The sequence below is a fragment of the Halocynthiibacter sp. SDUM655004 genome, assembly GCF_026015885.1.
GTDB lineage: Bacteria > Pseudomonadota > Alphaproteobacteria > Rhodobacterales > Rhodobacteraceae > Falsihalocynthiibacter > Falsihalocynthiibacter halioticoli.
Genome location: NZ_JAPDUG010000001.1, coordinates 1,136,633 through 1,155,554, shown reverse-complemented (window position 1 = coordinate 1,155,554; position 18,922 = coordinate 1,136,633). Strand labels below are relative to the sequence as shown.

The following is an 18,922-nucleotide window of genomic DNA, read 5'->3' as shown; positions in this document are numbered from 1 at the left end:
TTCACAAGGGCTGGTGAAATTAGCCCTAGCGGTAGGCCAGAAGGTTGCCCGCAGTCGTCACGATATAAAGCGTGTTATTGACCACAATCGGGTTTGTCGTTGCGCCATCGGGCAATTCGATCCGTGCAACCTCGCGGCCATCGGTTGGGTCAAAGCTGCGCAGGTAACCGTCCGTTGACGCCAGCCAAAGCCGTCCGCCCGCAAGAACGGGGCCGTGGTGGGCATAGATGGTTTTGCGCTTCTTGATCTTTTCGGCCTCGAAATACGGCAGGTCCACCTTCCAGATGATGTCCCCTGTATTGGCGTTGAGCCGCACGAGTTTGGCCTGATCGCTTACAAGGAACACAGAGCCTCCGGCGACCCAAAGCGGGCCGGTTGAGCCTTCTGGTGCGGTCCATTTCAGATCACCGCTACGCAGATCAAGCGCCACGGTACGACCGGAAGCGTTGGCCGCATAGACGGTACTGCCGACAACGACAGGATCGCCGGTGATGTCAGTGATCCCTGCATAGGCCGCCCCCGGACGACGCCCCGAAACTGAGGACGCCCAAAGCCGCACGCCACCGCGTCGGAAAGCAGACAGAATCTCGCCCGAGCTAAACGGGAACAGAACACGGTCCCCAGAAATTGCCGGTCCTGCGCTGCCGACGATACTTGTCGGGCTCGGGGTTCCGGGAATTTGCCACTGCACGCGGCCGTTCTTGATGTTGACCGCCCAAGCGATGTTGTCGCGGCTCACCGCATAAACAAGATCGCCATAGATGGTTGGATTACTGTTGAAATTCGCGTCGACCCGCTGCGTCCAGAGTTCGGCACCTGTTTTCACGTTCAACGCGATCATCTCGCCAAAGCCCGTAACGGCAATCAACACATCATTCGCCACCGCAAGACCGCCACCAGAGGTTTCGCCCGAGCGGTCACCTGTTGGCGTAAGGTCAACAGACCAAAGCTGGCCGCCATTGGTGGCATGGGCCGAAACGCGCGCGCGGCTGTCGAGCGTAAAAATGCGCCCGTTGGCGGCGACAGGATCGGTTGAGAGGCGGTTCTTGCGGCTATCGCCCTCCCCGATTGACGCACTCCAGAGCGGCGCGAGCGTGCTGCGAAGGGACGGATTGCCGAGGTAATGGCTTGTGCCGCCGTTTCGGTGTGTCCAGTTGGCGTTATTCACGGCCCGTGGCGCAGAGAAGGATTGCTTGCGGTTAACCTGCGGCTCGGTTGTTGCTGCTGAATCCTCGAATGGTGCGCGGATATCTAGCCGCTCGCCGGGCAGGATAACCTCTTTATCGGAACAGCCCATAACCGTGAGCGCAACTACAGCCAAAAGACCAGTGCGCAGCGGCGTAAACCCAGCATAGGCAGAGCGTGACGCGGACGAAACACCATTCATCAAAGGCTTTCCAGTACTCAAACACTTGTGAAGGATCATTTTTTGCCCTGTTCCAAATTCGCCGGCAGAGTAACACATGCGCCACGAGGGCCAAGCCCGATTCGCTGTGACATACTCTGCACCGCGTCAGGATTGGGCGCAAATAACAAGCGCCCACAGCCCCGTTACGGTGCAGGAATTCGCTATTGAGCGGCTTCCGGAGCGCCCAGAACCACAAGCCATTGGCCGATACGCTGGCGCAGCGCCGGTGTCGCAAGGGAATCGTCAGCAATGGATTGCAGGCGCGCAGTGGCCGCATCAAGGTCGCCAGCACCCGCATCAATTAGCGCGATTTGCTCCTCAGCCAAGAGCCGGAACGGCGCACCCGGTGCGGTCAGCTCGGAAAAGGCCGCTTTGCGTTCGTCATCCGAAGCGGTCGCATCAAGGGACAGCGCGTATTTGAACTTGGCCAACTGCTTATAAACATCGCTTACGTCTTCATCGGCGACAATCGCCTGTAGAAGGCTCTGCTCGCCAGCGGTATCACCCGAAGCGCCCATTTCGGCGGCTTTCAGCAGATCAAGCATTGCGCCTGCGTCGCCCTCCTTGGCAGGAATTTCATTTAATGCGGCAAGGCGTGCGTCGCTGCTTTCCAACAGAAGCGCCTGATCCAGAGAATCGCCAAAGACCTGCGCATCCCGCGCGATCCCGGCTTTGCGGGCCTCGTTCAACGCTGTGCCGCCAACAAGCAGAACAACAAGCGCGGCCGCAACCCACCAGTATTTACGCACAAACGCGTAAAACTGGTCCTTCTGGACCTCTTCGTTAACCTCATTAATAAAACTGTCGGTATCGCTCACGGCTGTCTCCTGCCCCTAAACACTGGGTTTCCCCTCTCTTACCCCGAAGGCAAAGCCCTTGGCAACGCGTTGTCACGGGCCATTGTAAGAACACATAAAAAACATAGGATTGCCGACTGTGGCTCCTACTTGCAACACAGTCGCAAAGAAAATAAACTGAACCGTGCGGTTTAGACAAGTTTTCGAGGATTCGGTTTGAAATTCAGGACCAAACGCCTATGTGGAATAGCTATTAACCCTTTTGTATTTGACACACGCCAATTTTCGGCAATTTACGAATAAGAACACCAGAGGACTCAATGCGCCCAATTTCCTTGATAACAGCCGGACTTGTTTCGGCTTTTCTGTTTTTCCTCGTTATTGAGCGCGATGCATTGCTCGGCATAGCCGGCGCAAGCGAAGGGGACGCAGCCACAGAAATCACTCCTGAAGTCGAGGCCGCCTCTAAACCTGTTCACAAAGTTAAAGTCGTGGCGCTGAAATCTACGGCCCAGAATATCGAGAACGCTGTGCTTTTGCGGGGCCAGACCGAAGCGGCCCGCCAGTTGGAAGTGCGCTCCGAAACCAACGGCCTTGTCATTTCGGAACCGATCCGCAAGGGCGCTTTCGTTGAAGAAGGCACGCTCCTTTGCGAAATTGATCCAGGTACCCGCGCCGCAGATAAAACAGACGCAGACGCAATCTTGCTGCGCGCGCAGGCTGGTGTTCCCGAAGCGGAAGCCCGCGTTGCCGAAGCCGAGGCCCGCTTGAACGAAGCGGAAATCAATGACCGCGCAGCGCGGCGCCTCTCGGAAGGGGGCTTTGCCTCTGAAACGCGCGTGGCCTCCGCAAGAGCCGCGCTTGAGAGCGCGCATGCTGCGGTTGAATCGGCGAATGCTTCGCTTTCTGCTGCCTATTCCTCGATCAAATCCGCTGAGGCTCGCGTTGCTTCTGCCGAAAAAGAGCTGGAACGCCTGAACATCAAGGCTCCATTCTCCGGCTTGCTCGAAACCGACACGGCAGAGCTCGGCTCTCTGCTGCAACCCGGATCTGCATGCGCAACGATCGTGCAGCTTGATCCGATCAAGCTCGTGGGCTTCGTACCAGAAACCGAGGTCAACAAAATTCAGCTTAGCGCAAATGCGATGGCGCGCCTCGCATCGGGCCGCGAAGTCGGCGGTCAGGTTTCGTTCCTATCGCGCTCCGCCGATCCAACCACCCGCACTTTCCGCGTTGAAGTGACCGTACCAAACAAAGACCTCTCGATCCGCGATGGTCAGACCGTTGAAATCGTCGTCGCCTCCGAAGGGTCGCTGGCCCACCTGTTGCCGCAATCCGCACTAACGCTCAATGACCACGGCGACCTTGGTGTGCGCCTTGTTGGAGATGACGACATCGTTGTCTTTAACGAAGTGCAGCTTCTACGTGATGGTGTTGATGGTGTATGGTTGGCTGGCCTGCCAGATGAGGCAAGCGTTATCACGTCGGGACAAGAGTTTGTCACCGATGGCGTGCATGTTGAAGTGACCTTCAAGGAGGCCGCCCAATGACCGGAATTGTTGACTGGGCCGGATCCCGTGCCCGAATGGTGCTTGCGTTTATCGCGATCTCGTTGATCGCGGGCGCAGCGGCGTACGTGGGTCTACCAAAAGAAGGAGAGCCGGACATTGAAATCCCGGCTCTTTTCGTTTCTGTCCCCTTCCCCGGCATTTCGGCCGAAGATGCGGAGACGCTTCTTGTCCAGCCGATGGAAACGGAGCTTTCCGATCTGGACGGGCTGAAAACCATGTCCACCACCGCCGCAGAGGGCTATGCCGGCGCGGCGCTGGAGTTTGAATTCGGCTGGGACAAAACCAAGATCATCGCCGACGTTCGCGACAAGATGAACACCGTTGAGGCTGATTTTCCTGCTGGCGCGGATAAATACACCGTCAACGAAATCAACTTCTCTGAATTCCCGATCATCATTGTAAACCTGTCAGGGGATTTACCCGAACGCACCCTCGTGCGTGTTGGTAAGGACCTTCAGGACCGTCTCGAAGGGCTTGAGCCTGTACTTGAGGCCGTTCTGGCAGGCTATCGCGACGAGATGGTCGAGGTCACAATCGATCCGCTCCGCCTGGAAGCCTACAACGTCACCGCGCCCGAGTTGATCAATGTTGTGACCAACAACAACCAGTTGATCGCCGCCGGTGAGGTTACAACGCCAAACGGTACATTTGCGGTAAAAATTCCATCAAGCTTTTCGACAGCGGATGACATTTACAACCTTCCGGTCAAAACAAACGGTGACCGTGTCGTAACCCTCGGCGATCTTGCCGACATCCGCCTCACCTTCGAAGACCGCGAAGGAACAGCACGTTTTAACGGTGAAACGACGGTGGCTTTGCAGGTTGTGAAACGCAAAGGCTACAACATCATCGACACCGCCGCCGCGGTGCGCGAAACCATCGACCAAGCCCGCTCCGAATGGCCGGAACAGCTACAGGCCGCCGTATCAATGGGCACCTCGAACGACCAATCCCGCACGGTTGGCTCCATGGTGAGCCAGCTTGAGGGGTCTGTCCTGACGGCGATCGCGCTGGTGATGATCGTTGTGCTTGGTGCGCTTGGAACGCGTTCTGCGCTGCTCGTGGGTTTTGCAATTCCGACAAGCTTCCTGCTGTGTTTCGTGCTGCTTGGTGCCATGGGGATCACGATCTCCAACATTGTGATGTTTGGCCTTATCCTTGCTGTGGGGATGCTGGTTGATGGGGCGATCGTGGTTGTGGAATACGCCGACCGCCGCATCAAAGAAGGCGTTGGCCCGATGCACGCCTTTACCGATGCCGCGAAGCGGATGTTCTGGCCCATCGTCAGCTCGACCGCGACAACGCTCTGCGCCTTCCTGCCGATGCTCTTCTGGCCTGGTGTCGCTGGTGAGTTCATGGGAATGTTGCCTGTTACGCTGATCTTTGTTCTTTCTGCATCGTTGATTGTTGCGCTGATCTACCTGCCGGTTCTCGGCGGTGTGTTCGGCCGCGGCTCGCGTATCATCGAGAATATTTCGGCTTGGCTGAAACGCACCATGCCGTGGTGGGCACGCGCGCTGCTCGTACTGCCGATGTTCTATCTGTTGTTCCTCGGATTGATGCAGATTTTGAACCCGAGCTACTTGCTTGGTGATGCAGCAAGTTCCATGGGAATAACCGCAATCATTCCCGGTGCCCTGCTGTTCTTTATCGGGGCGGTTGGTGGCTCTGCGGCCATGGGGGCCGCTGCGATCCAGCGTAAGCCAAAAGCCGTGAAAGTCGGCAAAGGGCGCACACCATTTGGCCGGTTCATCCAGTTCATCGCAGGCAACCCGATCATGCCGCTGGTGACAATCGGCGTTGTCATCTTTGTTGTGGCAACGACCTTCAGCTATTTCGGCGCAAACAACAAAGGCGTTGAGTTCTTCGTAGATGCCGAACCCGAACAAGCCATTATCTATGTGCGTCAACGCGGCAACCTCTCGCTTGAGGAAAAAGACGAGGCCGTGCGCACCGTTGAAAACATGATCCTTGGCGAAACGGGTGTCGAAAGCGTCTTTGCCTTTGCCGGTGCGGGTGGGCTCAACCAAAACGACGGCGGCGCAGGTGCGCCACGGGATTCCATTGGTCAGGCCCAAATCGAGCTTACCGCATGGGAAAAACGCCCAACTGTCAAAGAAGACTGGATTTTCGGCCTTCAGCGCGAGGTAATTGATCCGCTATACGACGGTAACGCCGTTCTGGACCGCCTTCAGGCCAAGCTTGATGCGATCCCTGGAATTCGCGTTGAAATCCTGAACCTATCGCGGGGTCCGGCCTCGGCGAAACCGGTTCATCTTCGGATCAAAGGCGAAGATTGGGAAGACCTGCTGACCGCAGCAGAAACCGCACGCGCCAAGTTTGACGAAACCCCTGCCCTCATTGATATCGACGACACGATGCCGCTCCCCGGTATCGACTGGCAGATCGAAGTGGACGTGCAGAAAGCGGGCCGCTACGGCACCGATGTGGCCACGGTTGGCGGCATGGTGCAGCTTGTGACGCGCGGGCTGCTCCTCGACACCATGCGAGTTGACAGTTCGGACGAAGAAATCGAAATCCGCGTGCGCTTCCCTGAAGATGATCGCGTCCTTTCAACGCTCGACAGCCTCCGCATCCGCACAAGCGAAGGGCTGGTGCCGCTGTCCAACTTCGTTACGCGCAAACCCGTTGCCAAGCTGGCCCAGATCGACCGCGTGGATCAGGTTCGTTACTTCGACGTAAAAGCCGGCGTTGCCGCTGGCTGGAGCTCAATCTCGCTGCCGCCGGAAGATGAGGAAACAACAGGCGAAACGCTCGCCTTTGTCTCTCCTGTGAGTGCAGAAGAAGTTGCCGAGGGCGCGGCGTTTGACCTGACCAAAACGGTTTCCGGCACACAGGAATATTACAAATCTGAAGTGCTTCTTGACGGCGTAACCCTTGCCTCGGTTCAGGAACAACTCGACACCAACAACGACCTTGTCATCGGCGTTGTGAACGCGAACGAGCGCATCACCGCCCTGACAGAATGGCTGAACCAAGAAGGCGTATTCCCCGAAACTGTGGAATGGGAATGGACCGGCGATCAGGAAGACCAAGCCGAATCCGCAGACTTCTTGATGAAGGCCTTTGCGGGTGCGCTCGGGCTGATGTTCGTGATCCTGTTGGCGCAGTTCAACAGCTTCTACAACTCTGTTCTCGTGCTGATCGCGGTGGTCCTTTCGACCACGGGTGTGCTCATCGGGATGATCGTTATGGATCAGGCCTTCTCGATTATCATGACCGGAACAGGCATCGTGGCGCTGGCGGGTATCGTTGTGAACAACAACATCGTTCTGATTGACACCTATCAGGAATACTCCCGTTACATGCCACAGATCGAAGCCATCGTTCGTACGGCTCAAAACCGGATCCGTCCCGTGCTTCTGACCACAATCACGACAATGGCGGGCCTTGCGCCGATGATGTTTGGCCTCTCGCTCGACTTCATCAACGGCGGCTACTCGATCGACAGCCCGACCGCCCTGTGGTGGAAACAGCTTGCCACGGCGGTTGTGTTCGGCCTTGGTATCGCAACGGTCCTAACGCTGGTCTTTACCCCGTCCCTACTCGCTGTGCGGGTCTGGGCGGCGACCTATGTGCGCTGGATCGCGCGGGCCCTCGCGGCTATGTCTATGGGCCGCGGCAGCCGTGCAGCACAAGACTGGGCGCTGCAACGCGAAGCCCGTCATGCCAAATCGCCACAGCTGGACTGGGGCAACTTGCTTGAACCAGATGGGAAGGACGAAACCCTCCCCAACCTAGACGAGCTTGAGTCCGCTCTTGACCCAAAAGATGAGGATGCAAAAGACGCCCCCGCGGACGAGACACCAGAGCCGGCGAATGACAGCAATAGCGAAGAGACACCGCCAAAGCCCAAGGGCGACGGTCCCCTCGCCGCAGAATAGTCAGATCAAATTCTAACGGGCCGGAGGTATTTCTTCGGCCCGTTTTTTGTTATCAATAGGCCGTTCTCATTTACTAAGGAGCTCAACCATGATCCGCGGATATATCGCCCAAAGTGCCGATGGTTTTGTTGCCGATAAAGACGGCGGCGTTGGTTTTCTGGACGCGTATCAAGGCGTCGATTATGGCTATGAACCCTTCATGGCAGAGATCGACACCGTCGTCATGGGCCGCGCCACTTACGACCAGATCGTCGGGTTTGACGTGGGCTGGCCCTATGCGGGCAAGCGCGGCGTAGTGGTTACGTCTTCTCCGCTTGAAACGGTTTTGGGCGATGTGCGCGCATGGTCCCGCCCCCTATCCGAACTCGCAGACGACTTGGCCCAAAACACTGGCGACACATGGATTGTCGGCGGACCAAAGCTACAGGCCGCGTTCATTGAACTTGGTGCGCTGGAGCGGCTGGATCTGTTTGTGATGCCTGTCCTGCTTGGCGCAGGGGTTCCGCTTTTCGCCTCTGACAAAGGCGCGGTTCCCATGGAACTCGCCCAGAGCAAAAGCTTTGATAACGGCGTGATACAGCTTGAGTATCGCCTCGCCGCAAAAAGCGCTTAGGCCGCGTCCTCTTCGCTCTGCTGGCGCTGCCACATCGCTGCATACCGCGCATTGTTGGCCAACAGTTCATCATGGGTGCCGACCTCGGTAATCACACCTTTCTCAAGTACGATAATCCGGTCTGAATCCGCGATCGTCGAGAGGCGGTGCGCAATGGTAATCACACTGCGGCCTTGTCCCATCGCTTTGAGACTGTCCTGAATATCGCGCTCGGTCTCGGTATCAAGCGCGCTGGTCGCCTCGTCCAAAAGCAGGATCGGCGGGTTTTTCAGCAAGGTACGGGCAATGCCCACGCGCTGCTTCTCTCCGCCCGAAAGCTTCAACCCGCGCTCGCCCACTTGGGTATCAAACCCATCCGGCAGAGACATGATGAAGTCATAAATCTTGGCCGCCTTTGCCGCATCTTCGATCTCGGTTTGGCTGGCCCCCTCACGGCCATAGGCGATGTTGTAGAGGATCGTGTCATTGAACAGCACCGTATCCTGCGGCACGACGCCAATCGCCTGATGCAGGCTCTCTTGGGTGACATCACGAATGTCTTGCCCGTCAATCCGAAGAGCGCCCGCGTTCACGTCAAAGAAACGGAACAGCAGTCGCCCGATGGTGGATTTGCCGCTGCCCGAAGGTCCAACGATGGCCACAGTCTCGCCCGCGCCAACGGTAAAATCCACACCCTTAAGGATCGGGCGATTGGCGTCATAGCCGAATTCAACGTGGTCAAAAGCGATCTCTCCGCCATTGATCTTAAGTGCGGGCGCGTTGGGCTTGTCCTGCACCTCGGCGGGTTGCTCCAAAAGGTCAAACATCTCGCCCATGTCGACCAGCGCCTGACGGATTTCGCGATAGACCGACCCAAGGAAATTCAGCGGCATGGTGATCTGGATCATATAGGCGTTGACCATCACGAAATCGCCAACTGTCAGCGCGCCATTTTCCACACCAATCGCGGCCATAACCATCACAATCACAAGCCCTGCGGTGATCAAAACCGACTGCCCGAAATTCAGGAAGGCCAGCGAATAAGAGGTCTTGAGCGCGGCCTGTTCATAGCCTGCCATGGCAACATCATAGCGCGCGGCCTCGCGTTTCTCGGCGTTGAAATATTTGACCGTTTCAAAGTTCAACAGGCTGTCGATGGCCTTCTGGTTGGCGTCTTTATCCTGATCGTTCATCTCTTTGCGGATGCGTACGCGCCATTCGGTCACGGCAAAAGTAAACCAGACGTAAGCGGCAATCGTGACAACCACAACAACCAGATACCAGACGTCAAACACCACATAGAGGATCGCGGCGATCATAATCAATTCAAGGATCAACGGCCCGATATTAAACAACAAAAACCGCAGGAGATATTCAACGCCCTTTACGCCACGCTCGATAATCCGCGACAGCCCGCCCGTCTTGCGGGTGATGTGATAGCGCATGGAAAGTTGGTGAATATGCTCGAATGTTTCGATCGCAAGGCTGCGGAGAGCCTGTTGGCCGACCTTTGCAAAAATCGCGTCCCGAAGCTGTTGAAAACCAACGTTAAGCGCGCGGGTCATCCCGTAAGCCAACGTCAGCCCAACCGCGCCAAGGCCGAGCATCCACGCGGCTTGCTCGCCCTCACCCGCCAGCGCATCAACCGCCGCCTTATAGATCAGCGGCGCCACCACCGCGATCAACTTGGCCAGCAACAGCATAATCATCGAAGCGACGACGCGGCGCTTCACCCACGGGCGATCCTCTGGCCAGAGATATGGCGCAACGCGGCGCAGAACATTCCAGCCGCCCCCTTTCGGACCGGCATTCAGGGCAGCATCTGTTGGTGTTAGGCGGCGCATCAAATTCTCCGGCTGGCTGGGGCTGGCACGTTGGACGGACGCGCAGGTTAGTCAAGCCATTCAGGAATGACCAGAGGCGCGCATGATTTAGCATCCCCCATTTGCGCACAGCCGCCCTGCGTCTGGTGAATGGTATCGGTAAAACGAAAAAGGGCCAGCGCTCCCGCCGGCCCTCAATCTCATTCTGTACTCGTGCTTATTCTTCGTCAGGAACGTTAAACACCTGTCCAGGATAGATAAGGTCCGGATCGCGGATAGCGTCGCGGTTGGCTTCAAACACCCGCACATAGAGAACACCATCGCCATAGCTGTCTTTGGCGATGCCCCAGAGCGTGTTTCCGGGCTGTACCGTGACGGCCTTGACCTTGGTTTCGCCTGCTGCTGGCTGATCCGGCTTGGCGGCGGCAAGAGCTTCGACCTCCTCGCGCTTAAACGGCGATTCAACGCGGGCAATGACTTTGCCGCCAGCGTCGATCTGATCGACGCGCATGGCATAGATACCGGCGTTTACGTCATCCAGCGTGATGGACCAGTTCCCGTCCTCGGCAACTTTGCCCTCGGCGCGGAAGCTGTTGTTGAGATAGAGCCGCAAGACAGATTGCGCATCACCACGGCCGGACACAACCACATCACCGTTTGGCGCATAGGAGATCGCATCGATAGCGACGGTTCCCACGGGCAATTCCGCCCCGCCAGGTTGCAGGACTTCGACACCCTCATCCGTTGCGAGCAACACCGCAGGGGCGGATTTCTCCTCTGGCTGTTCGGGTTCTTCTGGTTGCGCAGGCTGCTCTGGCTGGGTGGCCTCTGCTGTTTCTGTCGCACCCTCAGGCGCTGCTGGAGCGGCTGGCTCGGCGGGTGTTTCTGTAGTCTCCGACCCCTCAGCCTCGGCAACCACTGTTTCGCTCGCGGTATCCGTGGCGGTTTCTGTGGCTGCTGTCTCTGACGTATCGCCTCCGGTTTCCACACTGGCAAGCTCGGCGGCATCGGCTGTAACCTCTGCGCCTTCAACCGGCGCAAGCACCACGCTTTCGTTCGAAGCCACCATGACATCGTCTGTGCCCGCGTGAAGCGTAACGACCTGCGCAGAATCTGAAAGCTCAACTGAAAAGAGTTGTGCGAATTTGCCGTTCCCGTCAGCCTTGGCGCGGCCAACTTCGGCTCCGTCGACCTTGATGATAATTTCCGCGCCGGGCGTTGCGGAGCCAGCAACAAGACCGTTGCCCTCTGCATCAACGCGCACAACGTCAAATGTTGGCGCGGGTGGCGCATCAACTTCTTCGGCATCAGTCGCAACGGAGTCAGCGGGTGGCGCTTCGGCGTCTGTTTCTGCTGCTTCTGTGCTTTCTCCTGCTTCAGCAGCTTCATCGCCCGCAGTATCAGTTGCACCCTCGGCTTCCGTAGTCTCGGTTGCATCATCCGCAGCATCAGCACCTGCCTGATCTGAACTTGCCTCATCTGAAGCAGGCGCGTCCTCTGCCTGCTCTGGTGCGGCATCCGCTGTGTCTTCTGCTTCAGCGGTTTCTTCAGTGACCGCACTTTCAGGCGCGCTTTCGGTTGCGCTTTCATCCGTTGTTGCGGTGTCTGCGGTTTCAACGGCCTCTGTGCTCTGCTCTGTATCAAGCTCAGTTGTTTCTACAGCATCGTCTTGCTGCGACTGATAGAGCAGATAGCCCAGAAGCACCGCAACGATTGCTGCGCCGCCGCCTATAATTGCGCCACGGCTGCTCTTTGCAGATGCATTACCAGCATTTTCCCCGGATTTATTTTCCGCCATTTATTCCATTCCCCAATGGTCTTGCACCTCGTCCCGCAAGGCGCGATTGTGGGCCCAAGGCCCGCTGTCGGGCCTCAATTGACCCTAACCAAAGGCGCTTGTCCATGACTTCCCCGTTTTCTGCTTCTATTTGTGTCTATTGTGGCTCTCGGATGGGCAAATCAGCCTCATATGAGGCCGCAGCACGGGAAACAGGCAAAATGATCGCCGAAGAAGGCTGGCGGCTTGTCTATGGCGCAGGAGATGTTGGGCTTATGGGCGCCGTTGCGCAAGCCGCACAAGCTGCAGGCGCACAGACTTTCGGTGTGATTCCCACACATTTGCTCAATTGGGAGGTCGGGAAGCGCGATCTCACGCAGTTTATCGTTACCGAGAACATGCATGAGCGCAAAAAGGTCATGTATATGAACGCTGACGCCATCGTTGTGATGCCAGGCGGTGCTGGGAGTATGGACGAGTTCTTTGAGGTCCTCACGTGGCGGCAACTCGGACTGCACCAAAAGCCGATCTACCTGCTGTCAACGGATGGATACTGGACGCCGTTGCTTGCCTTGATGGACCACATCATCGACCAAGGATTTGCCGATGCCAGCCTACGTGATTTCATTCAGGAGGTCGGAACGGTCTCTGATCTACGCGCGGCTTTGCGCAAGGATCTCTCCTCGGCGAAACTAACCCACGTATAAATCCCCAAAGCGAACCAAATAATCGGGAACGCTACGAGGTGATAACGGGTTACGGCCTCACCCAATACCGTAATCGCAAGCAAGAATTGCAACGAGGGGTTGGTGTAGGCAACCAGCCCCGCGCTCACCATAGACACGCGTTTCAGCGCATATGACATCATCAGAAGCGGTCCGCCCGTCATTGGCCCCGCAAGCATGAGAAGCAACGTTGTTTGGGTATCGCGGCCAAAACCACCCGCCTCTTGTGGGCCGATCGGTTGCCAACCCCACACATGTGCCGCAAAGAGCCAAAACACCACGAGGGGCAACATAAGAAAGACTTCACCCGTAACAGACACCACCGGCCCCGCCGAAATCTGCTTTTTGATCAGGCCATAAAGCGCAAAAGTCGAGGCCAGCATCAAGGCAATCCATGGCGTTGCGCCCAATCCGATGGTCAGCCAAATCACGGCGCCGCCCGCCAGCGCCACGGCAAACCATTTAAGGGGCGCCAGCTTTTCACCGAGAACGAAAGCCCCCAAAAGCACCGCCAGAAGCGGATATATGAAGTAACCAAGGCTTGAATCCACCAAACGCCCGATCTGAACCGCGAAGATGAACAAGAACCAATTCACCGAGATCAACGCCGCAGACAGTGCCACCCGAACGATCATTGGCCGGTCGCGGCACAAATCCCAAAGTTCACGAACGCGCCCCTGTATTGCGAGCACAGCCAAAAGAAACACAAATGACCAAAAGCTCCGATGCGCAAGGACTTCCATCGGAGGAACCTCGCTCAAGGCATTATAATATAACGATGAAAACCCCCAGATCGCACAGGCGACAAACATAGCGATCAAGCCTTTGGCCGTCTCTGTCATGCCTGCCTCCTCTATCTTTTTGGGTTGGGTCGCGCGCCGTAATTGGGCCGGTGCAGCGTTTCACAGAGTTGCTGCCGGATAAAGCGCGAAATTGTATCGCAACACAGAATGCCGCCCCTCAGCGCCCACCACGACCGCGCAAAGAAAAGGCCCGCCGCAGATACTGCGACGGGCCAAATTCAACAGCGATGTCTGTGGCTTAGCCCAGACGGGACGCCACGTTTTCCCAGTTCACAAGCTTGTCGAGGAAGTTTGTGAGGTAAACAGGGCGCTTGTTGCGGAAGTCGATGTAGTAGGAGTGCTCCCAAACGTCACACCCCAGAAGCGCAGTCTGGCCGAAGCAGAGCGGGTTCACGCCGTTCTCTGTTTTCGTGACCTTCAGGCCGCCGTCTGTGTCTTTGACGAGCCAACACCAGCCGGAACCGAACTGGCCGGCACCTGCTGCGGAAAACTCGGATTTGAACGCGTCAACCGAACCAAAGCTTTCAACCAGCGCTTTTTCAAGCTCGCTTGGCATCTTGCTTTCGCCGGGGCTCATCATTTCCCAGAACTGGTTATGGTTCCAGAGCTGGCTGATGTTGTTGAAGATACCGTTTTGCGCAACGGCTTTGGCGTCATAGGTACCAACAATGATCTCTTCGAGGGATTTACCCTCCCACTCAGTACCTGCGATTGCGGCGTTGCCGTTTGTCACATAGGCGTTGTGGTGCAGGTCGTGGTGGAATTCGAGTGTTTCCGCCGACATACCATCCGCTGCAAGCGCGTCATGTGCATAAGGAAGATCGGGTAGTGAAAAAGCCATGTGAAACCTCTTTAAATTGGGGCGCCCGAAGGCGCGTGTTCGCGTGTCATCGCCACACAAATGGCCCTCGCACCTAGGGGACGTCAAGGGCGATCTGGATTTTTTATCGGCTGAGTTCTGAAAAATCAGTGATTTAGGCCCTCGGCAACCATCTAGGATTTTTGCCTTTATAGATTGTACAAACGCCGGCACCCTGAAATGGCCCAATATATCCAAGCGGCTGAACTGTAATGCGAGCCTTATTGCTGTTTTTCATCAACGTCAGCCGATAAAGGAATCTCGCATTCTGATTCTTGCTCTTGCGGGTATCTTTGATTTCCCAAACAAGAGTTGTGCGCTTTGCGTTGTCGACATCGACACGCGCGAGCACAACATCTTTTCCTAAGAGATCGCGAGCGATTGGGTCCCCAATATACGCCTCTTCCTCGCCGTCTTGAAAATCGACCATAATCTCTTGGCTAATCCAGCCAAGTTGCTCCTCCGTTTTAACGAACTCGCACCGCTTTACTTCGGCGACTGTTGTTGTCGCAACCAAACAAAACACGGAAAATAAAAGCGCGGCAAATGTCCCGCGACGTGAAAAAATAGGCAAAAGGCTTCTCCAATGCAAACGTACAATACAACACGTACCGTCTGGCATTTTTCCTGAGAAATCAACGCCTACACCGATCGGCAAACGCAACCTATACGAGTGTCGCCACGAAAGCACAGATTACTCAGGGAGCCTTATTCTGCAGCGTTGTGAAACCCGACCGCAGGTGAATTCGCCGCGTTTTGCAACAAGTCATAGGCGTATTGCCCGACCGAGCGGAAGACGACGACTGTGAATTCCTCCGCACTCTCATCCGATAGCCAGAACGCCGCCGGAACCTGAGCCATACGCGTGCGGCGCATTTCGCCTTTGCTAAACCGATCCGGCGCAAGATCGACGGGGCAAAGTTTAGCCAGCGTGTCGCGCGCATCCGGTCCGGCAACGGTAAACACCGCGCGCGCATCAGAGACATCCGCCACCAATGCGTGATCCCCCGCCAAAGCGGTCGAAAGCGCGGAAACGGCCTCTTTGATCCGTGCTTTGGGCACGAGGATCAGCAATTCATCCGGCGACATCCACGCCACCGAAGCCTGTGCCTTGGTGGTGATGCAGCGGGTATCTGGAACATCAATCTTCGTGAGCGCCTTTACCGCTGCACGCAGCTTTTTGCGGCCCAAATCGCCGCGCAGGGTAATCATCCCCTGCTCCTCAACCTTTGTTACGGTCGCGTCCGCCGGTGTCAGCATTACCTCAGACATTCTGCTTCTCCCCGTCCTTATCGTAAAACACCGGATCAACCACCGTCGCTTCAATCGGTTCCCCGCCGAGGTTGCCGACTTCAACAGTATCGCCCAGACGGTCCATGCCGCCCTCAATCAAGGCCATCGCAATGCCATGGCCAAGGTTGGGCGAATGATAGGTCGACGTAATGCGCCCCTGCATCTTCCGCTGGCCGTTTTCGTTCTCGCCTTTGGCCAGAATGTATGCGCCATCCGGCAAAACTGAATCATCAAGCGCATGCAATCCCACAAGTTTCCAGCGATCCGTGCGCGACATGTCCTTGCGCAAATGGGCGCGTTTCCCGAGGTAGTCATCCTTTTTCTTGGACAGCGCCCAATTGAGATTGAGGTCTTGCGGAATGACGGTGCCGTCGGTTTCATCGCCGATCATGATAAAGCCCTTCTCGGCGCGAAGGATATGCAGCCCCTCGGTGCCATAGGGCATAACGCCAAATTCCTGCCCTGCCTCATAGAGCTTGTCCCAAAGGGCCTGCCCCTGATCGGCGGCAACTGCGATTTCATAAGACAGCTCGCCAGAGAAAGAGATCCGGTAGACCCGTGCATCAATCCCCGCGAGCGTTCCGTCCCGCCATTGCATAAAGGGCAATTCATCGCGGCTGACGTCCATTCCGCCAAGTTTCTCGAGCAGTTTCCGCGCTTTTGGCCCGACAACGGCAATCTGTGCGTATTGCTCGGTGAGATTGGCGGTATAAACCTGCATGTCCCACCATTCGGTCTGAAGCCACTCTTCCATGTGGCCATGGATATGCTCAGCGCCGCCGGTTGTGGTGTGACAAAGGAAGGTGTCCTCATCAATTCGGGCAACAACCCCGTCATCCATCAAGAAGCCGTTTTCGTTACACATCAGCCCATAGCGGCACTTTCCGGGCGCAAGGGTCGACATCATATTGGTGTACAGAAGATCGAGGAACTTCCCCGCGTCCGGCCCTTTCACAAGGATTTTGCCGAGGGTCGAGGCATCCAAAAGCCCTACATTCTCTCGCGTGTTTTGGGTTTCGCGCGCAACGGCATCTTCGACAGTTTCGCGCTCACGCAAATACGTAAACGGCCGCCGCCATGCGCCGACAGGCTCCCACTTTGCGCCGTGGGCTTCGTGCCAGTCATGCATGGGTGTTCGGCGCAACGGTTGGAACAACTCGCCCCGCGCTTCGCCCGCAATCGCCCCGAGCGAAATCGGCGTGTAAGGTGGCCGGAAGGTTGTTGTTCCGACCTGTGGAATATCTTCACCCAATGCTTGAGAAAGAACGCCAATACCGTTGATATTACTCAACTTTCCCTGATCAGTCGCCATGCCGATTGTGGTATAGCGCTTCGAGTGCTCAACGCTTTCATACCCCTCGCGGGCGGCAAGCTGGAGGTCAGAGACTTTCACGTCATTCTGGAAATCAAGCCATGCTTTTGCGCGCAACTCTGGCGTGGCATTTGCAGGCATAATCCATGTGGGTTGCAACGGCGCTTCGGCCACCTTTTTGGCCTTGGGCGCTTTGAGGCGACGCGGCGTGTACCCACTGGCGCGCGCTGCATCTTTGCCCGCCTTATCGGCATCTGTCAGCACATCACCCGCAGCGAGCGCGCCGGATGCCGTCCCTGCTGTTAGAACAAACCCTTCGCCGTCATGCCCCAAAGGCGGGCGCGTCGGATCGGGCGCGAAATGCGCGGCTTCTGCATTCCACAAGAGTTTGCCGCCGCAATGGGACCAGAGATGCACCACAGGCGACCACCCGCCCGACATCGCCACCCCGTCACAGGCCAGCGGGATCGCATCGCTTCCGTCACCATCAGCAGGACAGATATACACCCCTGTCACAGCCTTGCGGCCCTGAACCTTCGAGATCGCTTTGCCAAGCTCAATGCGGATTCCGCGCGCGCGGGCTTCGTGGATCAAATCGCCGTCTGGATCGCTCCGCACATCCACAATCGCGGCGGGCATAAGCCCTGCCTCGGCAAACGTAATAGCGGTTCGATAGGCATCATCATTGTTGGTCACGATGACGGGTGATTTTGCCACCGCAACACCGAAGTTCACCAGAAAATCGCGCATAGCCCCTGCGAGCATAACATTCGGCAGGTCATTTCCGGCAAAGCTGAGCGGACGTTCGATGGCGCCCGTTGCGGTGATGATGCGCTTGGCGCGGATGCGCCAGAGACGGTGGCGCGGCATGCCTTTCGCGGAATCTGGTCCGATATGATCGGTCAGTCGCTCGTAGCCGAGGATAGAGCCGTGATCGTAAACACCGCTCCCCTGCGTACGTAGGCGCAGGGTGACATTGTCTAGGTCTTCCAGTGTTTTAACGGTTTCTTCAATCCACGCGTCTGCAGGTTTGCCCGCGATCTCCTCGCCATCAACTGGCGCACGACCACCCCAATGGGCCGTTTGCTCCAGCAGCAAGACTTTCGCCCCCGCCTGCCCTGCGGCAAGCGCAGCTTGAAGCCCCGCGATGCCCCCACCAACAACAACGACATCCGCAAAAGCGTAGAAATGCTCGTAACGGTCTGGGTCACGGTCTTTGGGCGCGGGGCCAAGCCCGGCGGATTTACGGATGATCGGCTCGAATAGGTGTTTCCACGCGGCACGCGGCGCGAGGAAGGTTTTGTAATAGAACCCCGCCGGCAGGAACCGTGAGAGATGCGAGTTAATCTCACCCACGTCGAACTCAAGGCTCGGCCAATGGTTCTGGCTGCGCGCGGATAGCCCGCCATAGAGCTCGGTTGTCGTGGCGCGCTGGTTGGGCTCCATATAGGGCCCCTCACCAAGAGCAACGAGCGCATTCGGCTCTTCTGCACCGGAGGCAACAGGTCCGCGCGGGCGGTGATACTTAAAACTCCGCCCCATCAGCGATTGCCCGTTGGCAAGCAGCGCGGAGGCCAGCGTATCTCCTGCAAGGCCCGTAAAGCTCTGCCCGTTGAAACGGAACGCAAGCGGCGCTTCGGGGTTGGTCAGGCGGCCTTGTGTGTAACGGTTGCTCATGACGCCACCTTAACTTCGGTGTCCGATTGCCAATCGGGGTGACGTTTGCGGATTTTGGCGATGATGTCCGCAGGCGGCTCAAGGGTTTGCGCCGGATATGTGCCGAACACCTCAAGCGTTTGCGTGCAGCGGGCCGCGTGAAACCACTTGCCGCAGCCGTTTGCATGCCGCCACCGCTCGAAATGCGGCCCGCGCGGGTTCTTGCGAGAGAAAAGATAGGTTTCGAACGCGGTATCATCCGCATCCATTCCAGGACGCTTGATATGCGCCTCTCCGCCGCCAGCCAGCTCGGTTTCATCAGCGTTAAGATCGCAATAAGGACAATGAAGGATCAGCATGGGAGGGCCTCGCAATCGGTTACGGTCGGACCATTAAAGGTT

Annotated in this window: 14 protein-coding genes; 4 read left to right on the top strand and 10 right to left on the bottom strand. The window is 57.0% G+C overall.

Annotated features, from left to right (window positions below; all coding sequences use genetic code 11):
* Nucleotides 1-25: 25 nt before the first annotated feature.
* Nucleotides 26-1,387, bottom strand: a complete 1,362-nt coding sequence (locus tag N9C89_RS05655) for a PQQ-like beta-propeller repeat protein (RefSeq protein ID WP_263952862.1) — start codon at nucleotides 1,385-1,387, stop codon at nucleotides 26-28.
* 182 nt (nucleotides 1,388-1,569) lie between these two features.
* Nucleotides 1,570-2,226, bottom strand: coding sequence for a hypothetical protein (locus tag N9C89_RS05650; RefSeq protein ID WP_263952861.1), 657 nt, complete (start codon nucleotides 2,224-2,226; stop codon nucleotides 1,570-1,572).
* 299 nt (nucleotides 2,227-2,525) lie between these two features.
* Here N9C89_RS05650 and N9C89_RS05645 point away from each other — a divergent pair, with 299 nt between their 5' ends.
* From N9C89_RS05645 to N9C89_RS05635, 3 genes are all read left to right on the top strand, one after another.
* Complete coding sequence (locus N9C89_RS05645) at nucleotides 2,526-3,755, top strand: efflux RND transporter periplasmic adaptor subunit (RefSeq protein WP_263952860.1); 1,230 nt, start codon at nucleotides 2,526-2,528, stop codon at nucleotides 3,753-3,755.
* Nucleotides 3,752-7,681 carry an efflux RND transporter permease subunit gene (locus N9C89_RS05640; protein ID WP_263952859.1) on the top strand — a complete coding sequence of 1,310 codons (3,930 nt, stop codon included), beginning with the start codon at nucleotides 3,752-3,754 and terminating at the stop codon, nucleotides 7,679-7,681. Before N9C89_RS05645 ends, N9C89_RS05640 begins: the two co-directional genes overlap by 4 nt.
* Before the next feature lie 88 nt (nucleotides 7,682-7,769).
* On the top strand, nucleotides 7,770-8,294 hold the full coding sequence (locus N9C89_RS05635; RefSeq protein WP_263952858.1) for a dihydrofolate reductase family protein: 525 nt from the start codon (nucleotides 7,770-7,772) through the stop codon (nucleotides 8,292-8,294).
* Here N9C89_RS05635 and N9C89_RS05630 read toward each other — a convergent pair.
* Both N9C89_RS05630 and N9C89_RS05625 read right to left on the bottom strand, forming a co-directional pair.
* Nucleotides 8,291-10,117 carry an ABCB family ABC transporter ATP-binding protein/permease gene (locus tag N9C89_RS05630; RefSeq protein WP_263952857.1) on the bottom strand — a complete coding sequence of 609 codons (1,827 nt, stop codon included), beginning with the start codon at nucleotides 10,115-10,117 and terminating at the stop codon, nucleotides 8,291-8,293. The genes N9C89_RS05635 and N9C89_RS05630 overlap by 4 nt on opposite strands.
* A gap of 196 nt (nucleotides 10,118-10,313) precedes the next feature.
* On the bottom strand, nucleotides 10,314-11,894 hold the full coding sequence (locus tag N9C89_RS05625) for a LysM peptidoglycan-binding domain-containing protein (protein WP_263952856.1): 1,581 nt from the start codon (nucleotides 11,892-11,894) through the stop codon (nucleotides 10,314-10,316).
* Nucleotides 11,895-11,998: 104 nt separating this feature from the next.
* Between N9C89_RS05625 and N9C89_RS05620 the strand changes: the two genes are divergently transcribed.
* Nucleotides 11,999-12,580: a TIGR00730 family Rossman fold protein gene (locus N9C89_RS05620; protein WP_263952855.1), complete on the top strand. Its 582-nt coding sequence runs from the start codon at nucleotides 11,999-12,001 to the stop codon at nucleotides 12,578-12,580.
* Here the strand turns inward: N9C89_RS05620 and rarD are convergent.
* From rarD to N9C89_RS05590, 6 genes are all read right to left on the bottom strand, one after another.
* Nucleotides 12,502-13,440, bottom strand: a complete 939-nt coding sequence (gene rarD, locus N9C89_RS05615) for an EamA family transporter RarD (protein ID WP_263952854.1) — start codon at nucleotides 13,438-13,440, stop codon at nucleotides 12,502-12,504. The genes N9C89_RS05620 and rarD overlap by 79 nt on opposite strands.
* Before the next feature lie 199 nt (nucleotides 13,441-13,639).
* Nucleotides 13,640-14,242 carry a superoxide dismutase gene (locus N9C89_RS05610; protein ID WP_263952853.1) on the bottom strand — a complete coding sequence of 201 codons (603 nt, stop codon included), beginning with the start codon at nucleotides 14,240-14,242 and terminating at the stop codon, nucleotides 13,640-13,642.
* Between the two features lie 133 nt (nucleotides 14,243-14,375).
* On the bottom strand, nucleotides 14,376-14,834 hold the full coding sequence (locus N9C89_RS05605; RefSeq protein WP_263952852.1) for a hypothetical protein: 459 nt from the start codon (nucleotides 14,832-14,834) through the stop codon (nucleotides 14,376-14,378).
* A 134-nt stretch (nucleotides 14,835-14,968) separates the two neighbouring features.
* Nucleotides 14,969-15,532 (bottom strand): sarcosine oxidase subunit gamma, encoded by a 564-nt coding sequence (locus tag N9C89_RS05600; protein ID WP_263952851.1) that lies wholly within the window; start codon nucleotides 15,530-15,532, stop codon nucleotides 14,969-14,971.
* Nucleotides 15,525-18,542: a sarcosine oxidase subunit alpha family protein gene (locus tag N9C89_RS05595; protein WP_263952850.1), complete on the bottom strand. Its 3,018-nt coding sequence runs from the start codon at nucleotides 18,540-18,542 to the stop codon at nucleotides 15,525-15,527. Before N9C89_RS05595 ends, N9C89_RS05600 begins: the two co-directional genes overlap by 8 nt.
* Nucleotides 18,539-18,880, bottom strand: a complete 342-nt coding sequence (locus N9C89_RS05590; RefSeq protein WP_263952849.1) for a sarcosine oxidase subunit delta — start codon at nucleotides 18,878-18,880, stop codon at nucleotides 18,539-18,541. The genes N9C89_RS05595 and N9C89_RS05590 overlap by 4 nt, the downstream gene beginning before the upstream one ends.
* Between the last annotated feature and the right edge of the window lie 42 nt (nucleotides 18,881-18,922).

Excerpts from the sequence above, each read along its gene's own strand:
- N9C89_RS05655 (WP_263952862.1), bottom strand. The coding sequence starts at position 1,387 with ATGAATGGTGTTTCGTCCGCGTCACGCTCTGCCTATGCTGGGTTTACG.
- N9C89_RS05645 (WP_263952860.1), top strand. The coding sequence starts at position 2,526 with ATGCGCCCAATTTCCTTGATAACAGCCGGACTTGTTTCGGCTTTTCTG.
- N9C89_RS05640 (WP_263952859.1), top strand. The coding sequence starts at position 3,752 with ATGACCGGAATTGTTGACTGGGCCGGATCCCGTGCCCGAATGGTGCTT.
- N9C89_RS05635 (WP_263952858.1), top strand. The coding sequence starts at position 7,770 with ATGATCCGCGGATATATCGCCCAAAGTGCCGATGGTTTTGTTGCCGAT.
- N9C89_RS05630 (WP_263952857.1), bottom strand. The coding sequence starts at position 10,117 with ATGCGCCGCCTAACACCAACAGATGCTGCCCTGAATGCCGGTCCGAAA.
- N9C89_RS05625 (WP_263952856.1), bottom strand. The coding sequence starts at position 11,894 with ATGGCGGAAAATAAATCCGGGGAAAATGCTGGTAATGCATCTGCAAAG.
- N9C89_RS05620 (WP_263952855.1), top strand. The coding sequence starts at position 11,999 with ATGACTTCCCCGTTTTCTGCTTCTATTTGTGTCTATTGTGGCTCTCGG.
- rarD (WP_263952854.1), bottom strand. The coding sequence starts at position 13,440 with ATGACAGAGACGGCCAAAGGCTTGATCGCTATGTTTGTCGCCTGTGCG.
- N9C89_RS05610 (WP_263952853.1), bottom strand. The coding sequence starts at position 14,242 with ATGGCTTTTTCACTACCCGATCTTCCTTATGCACATGACGCGCTTGCA.
- N9C89_RS05600 (WP_263952851.1), bottom strand. The coding sequence starts at position 15,532 with ATGTCTGAGGTAATGCTGACACCGGCGGACGCGACCGTAACAAAGGTT.
- N9C89_RS05595 (WP_263952850.1), bottom strand. The coding sequence starts at position 18,542 with ATGAGCAACCGTTACACACAAGGCCGCCTGACCAACCCCGAAGCGCCG.
- N9C89_RS05590 (WP_263952849.1), bottom strand. The coding sequence starts at position 18,880 with ATGCTGATCCTTCATTGTCCTTATTGCGATCTTAACGCTGATGAAACC.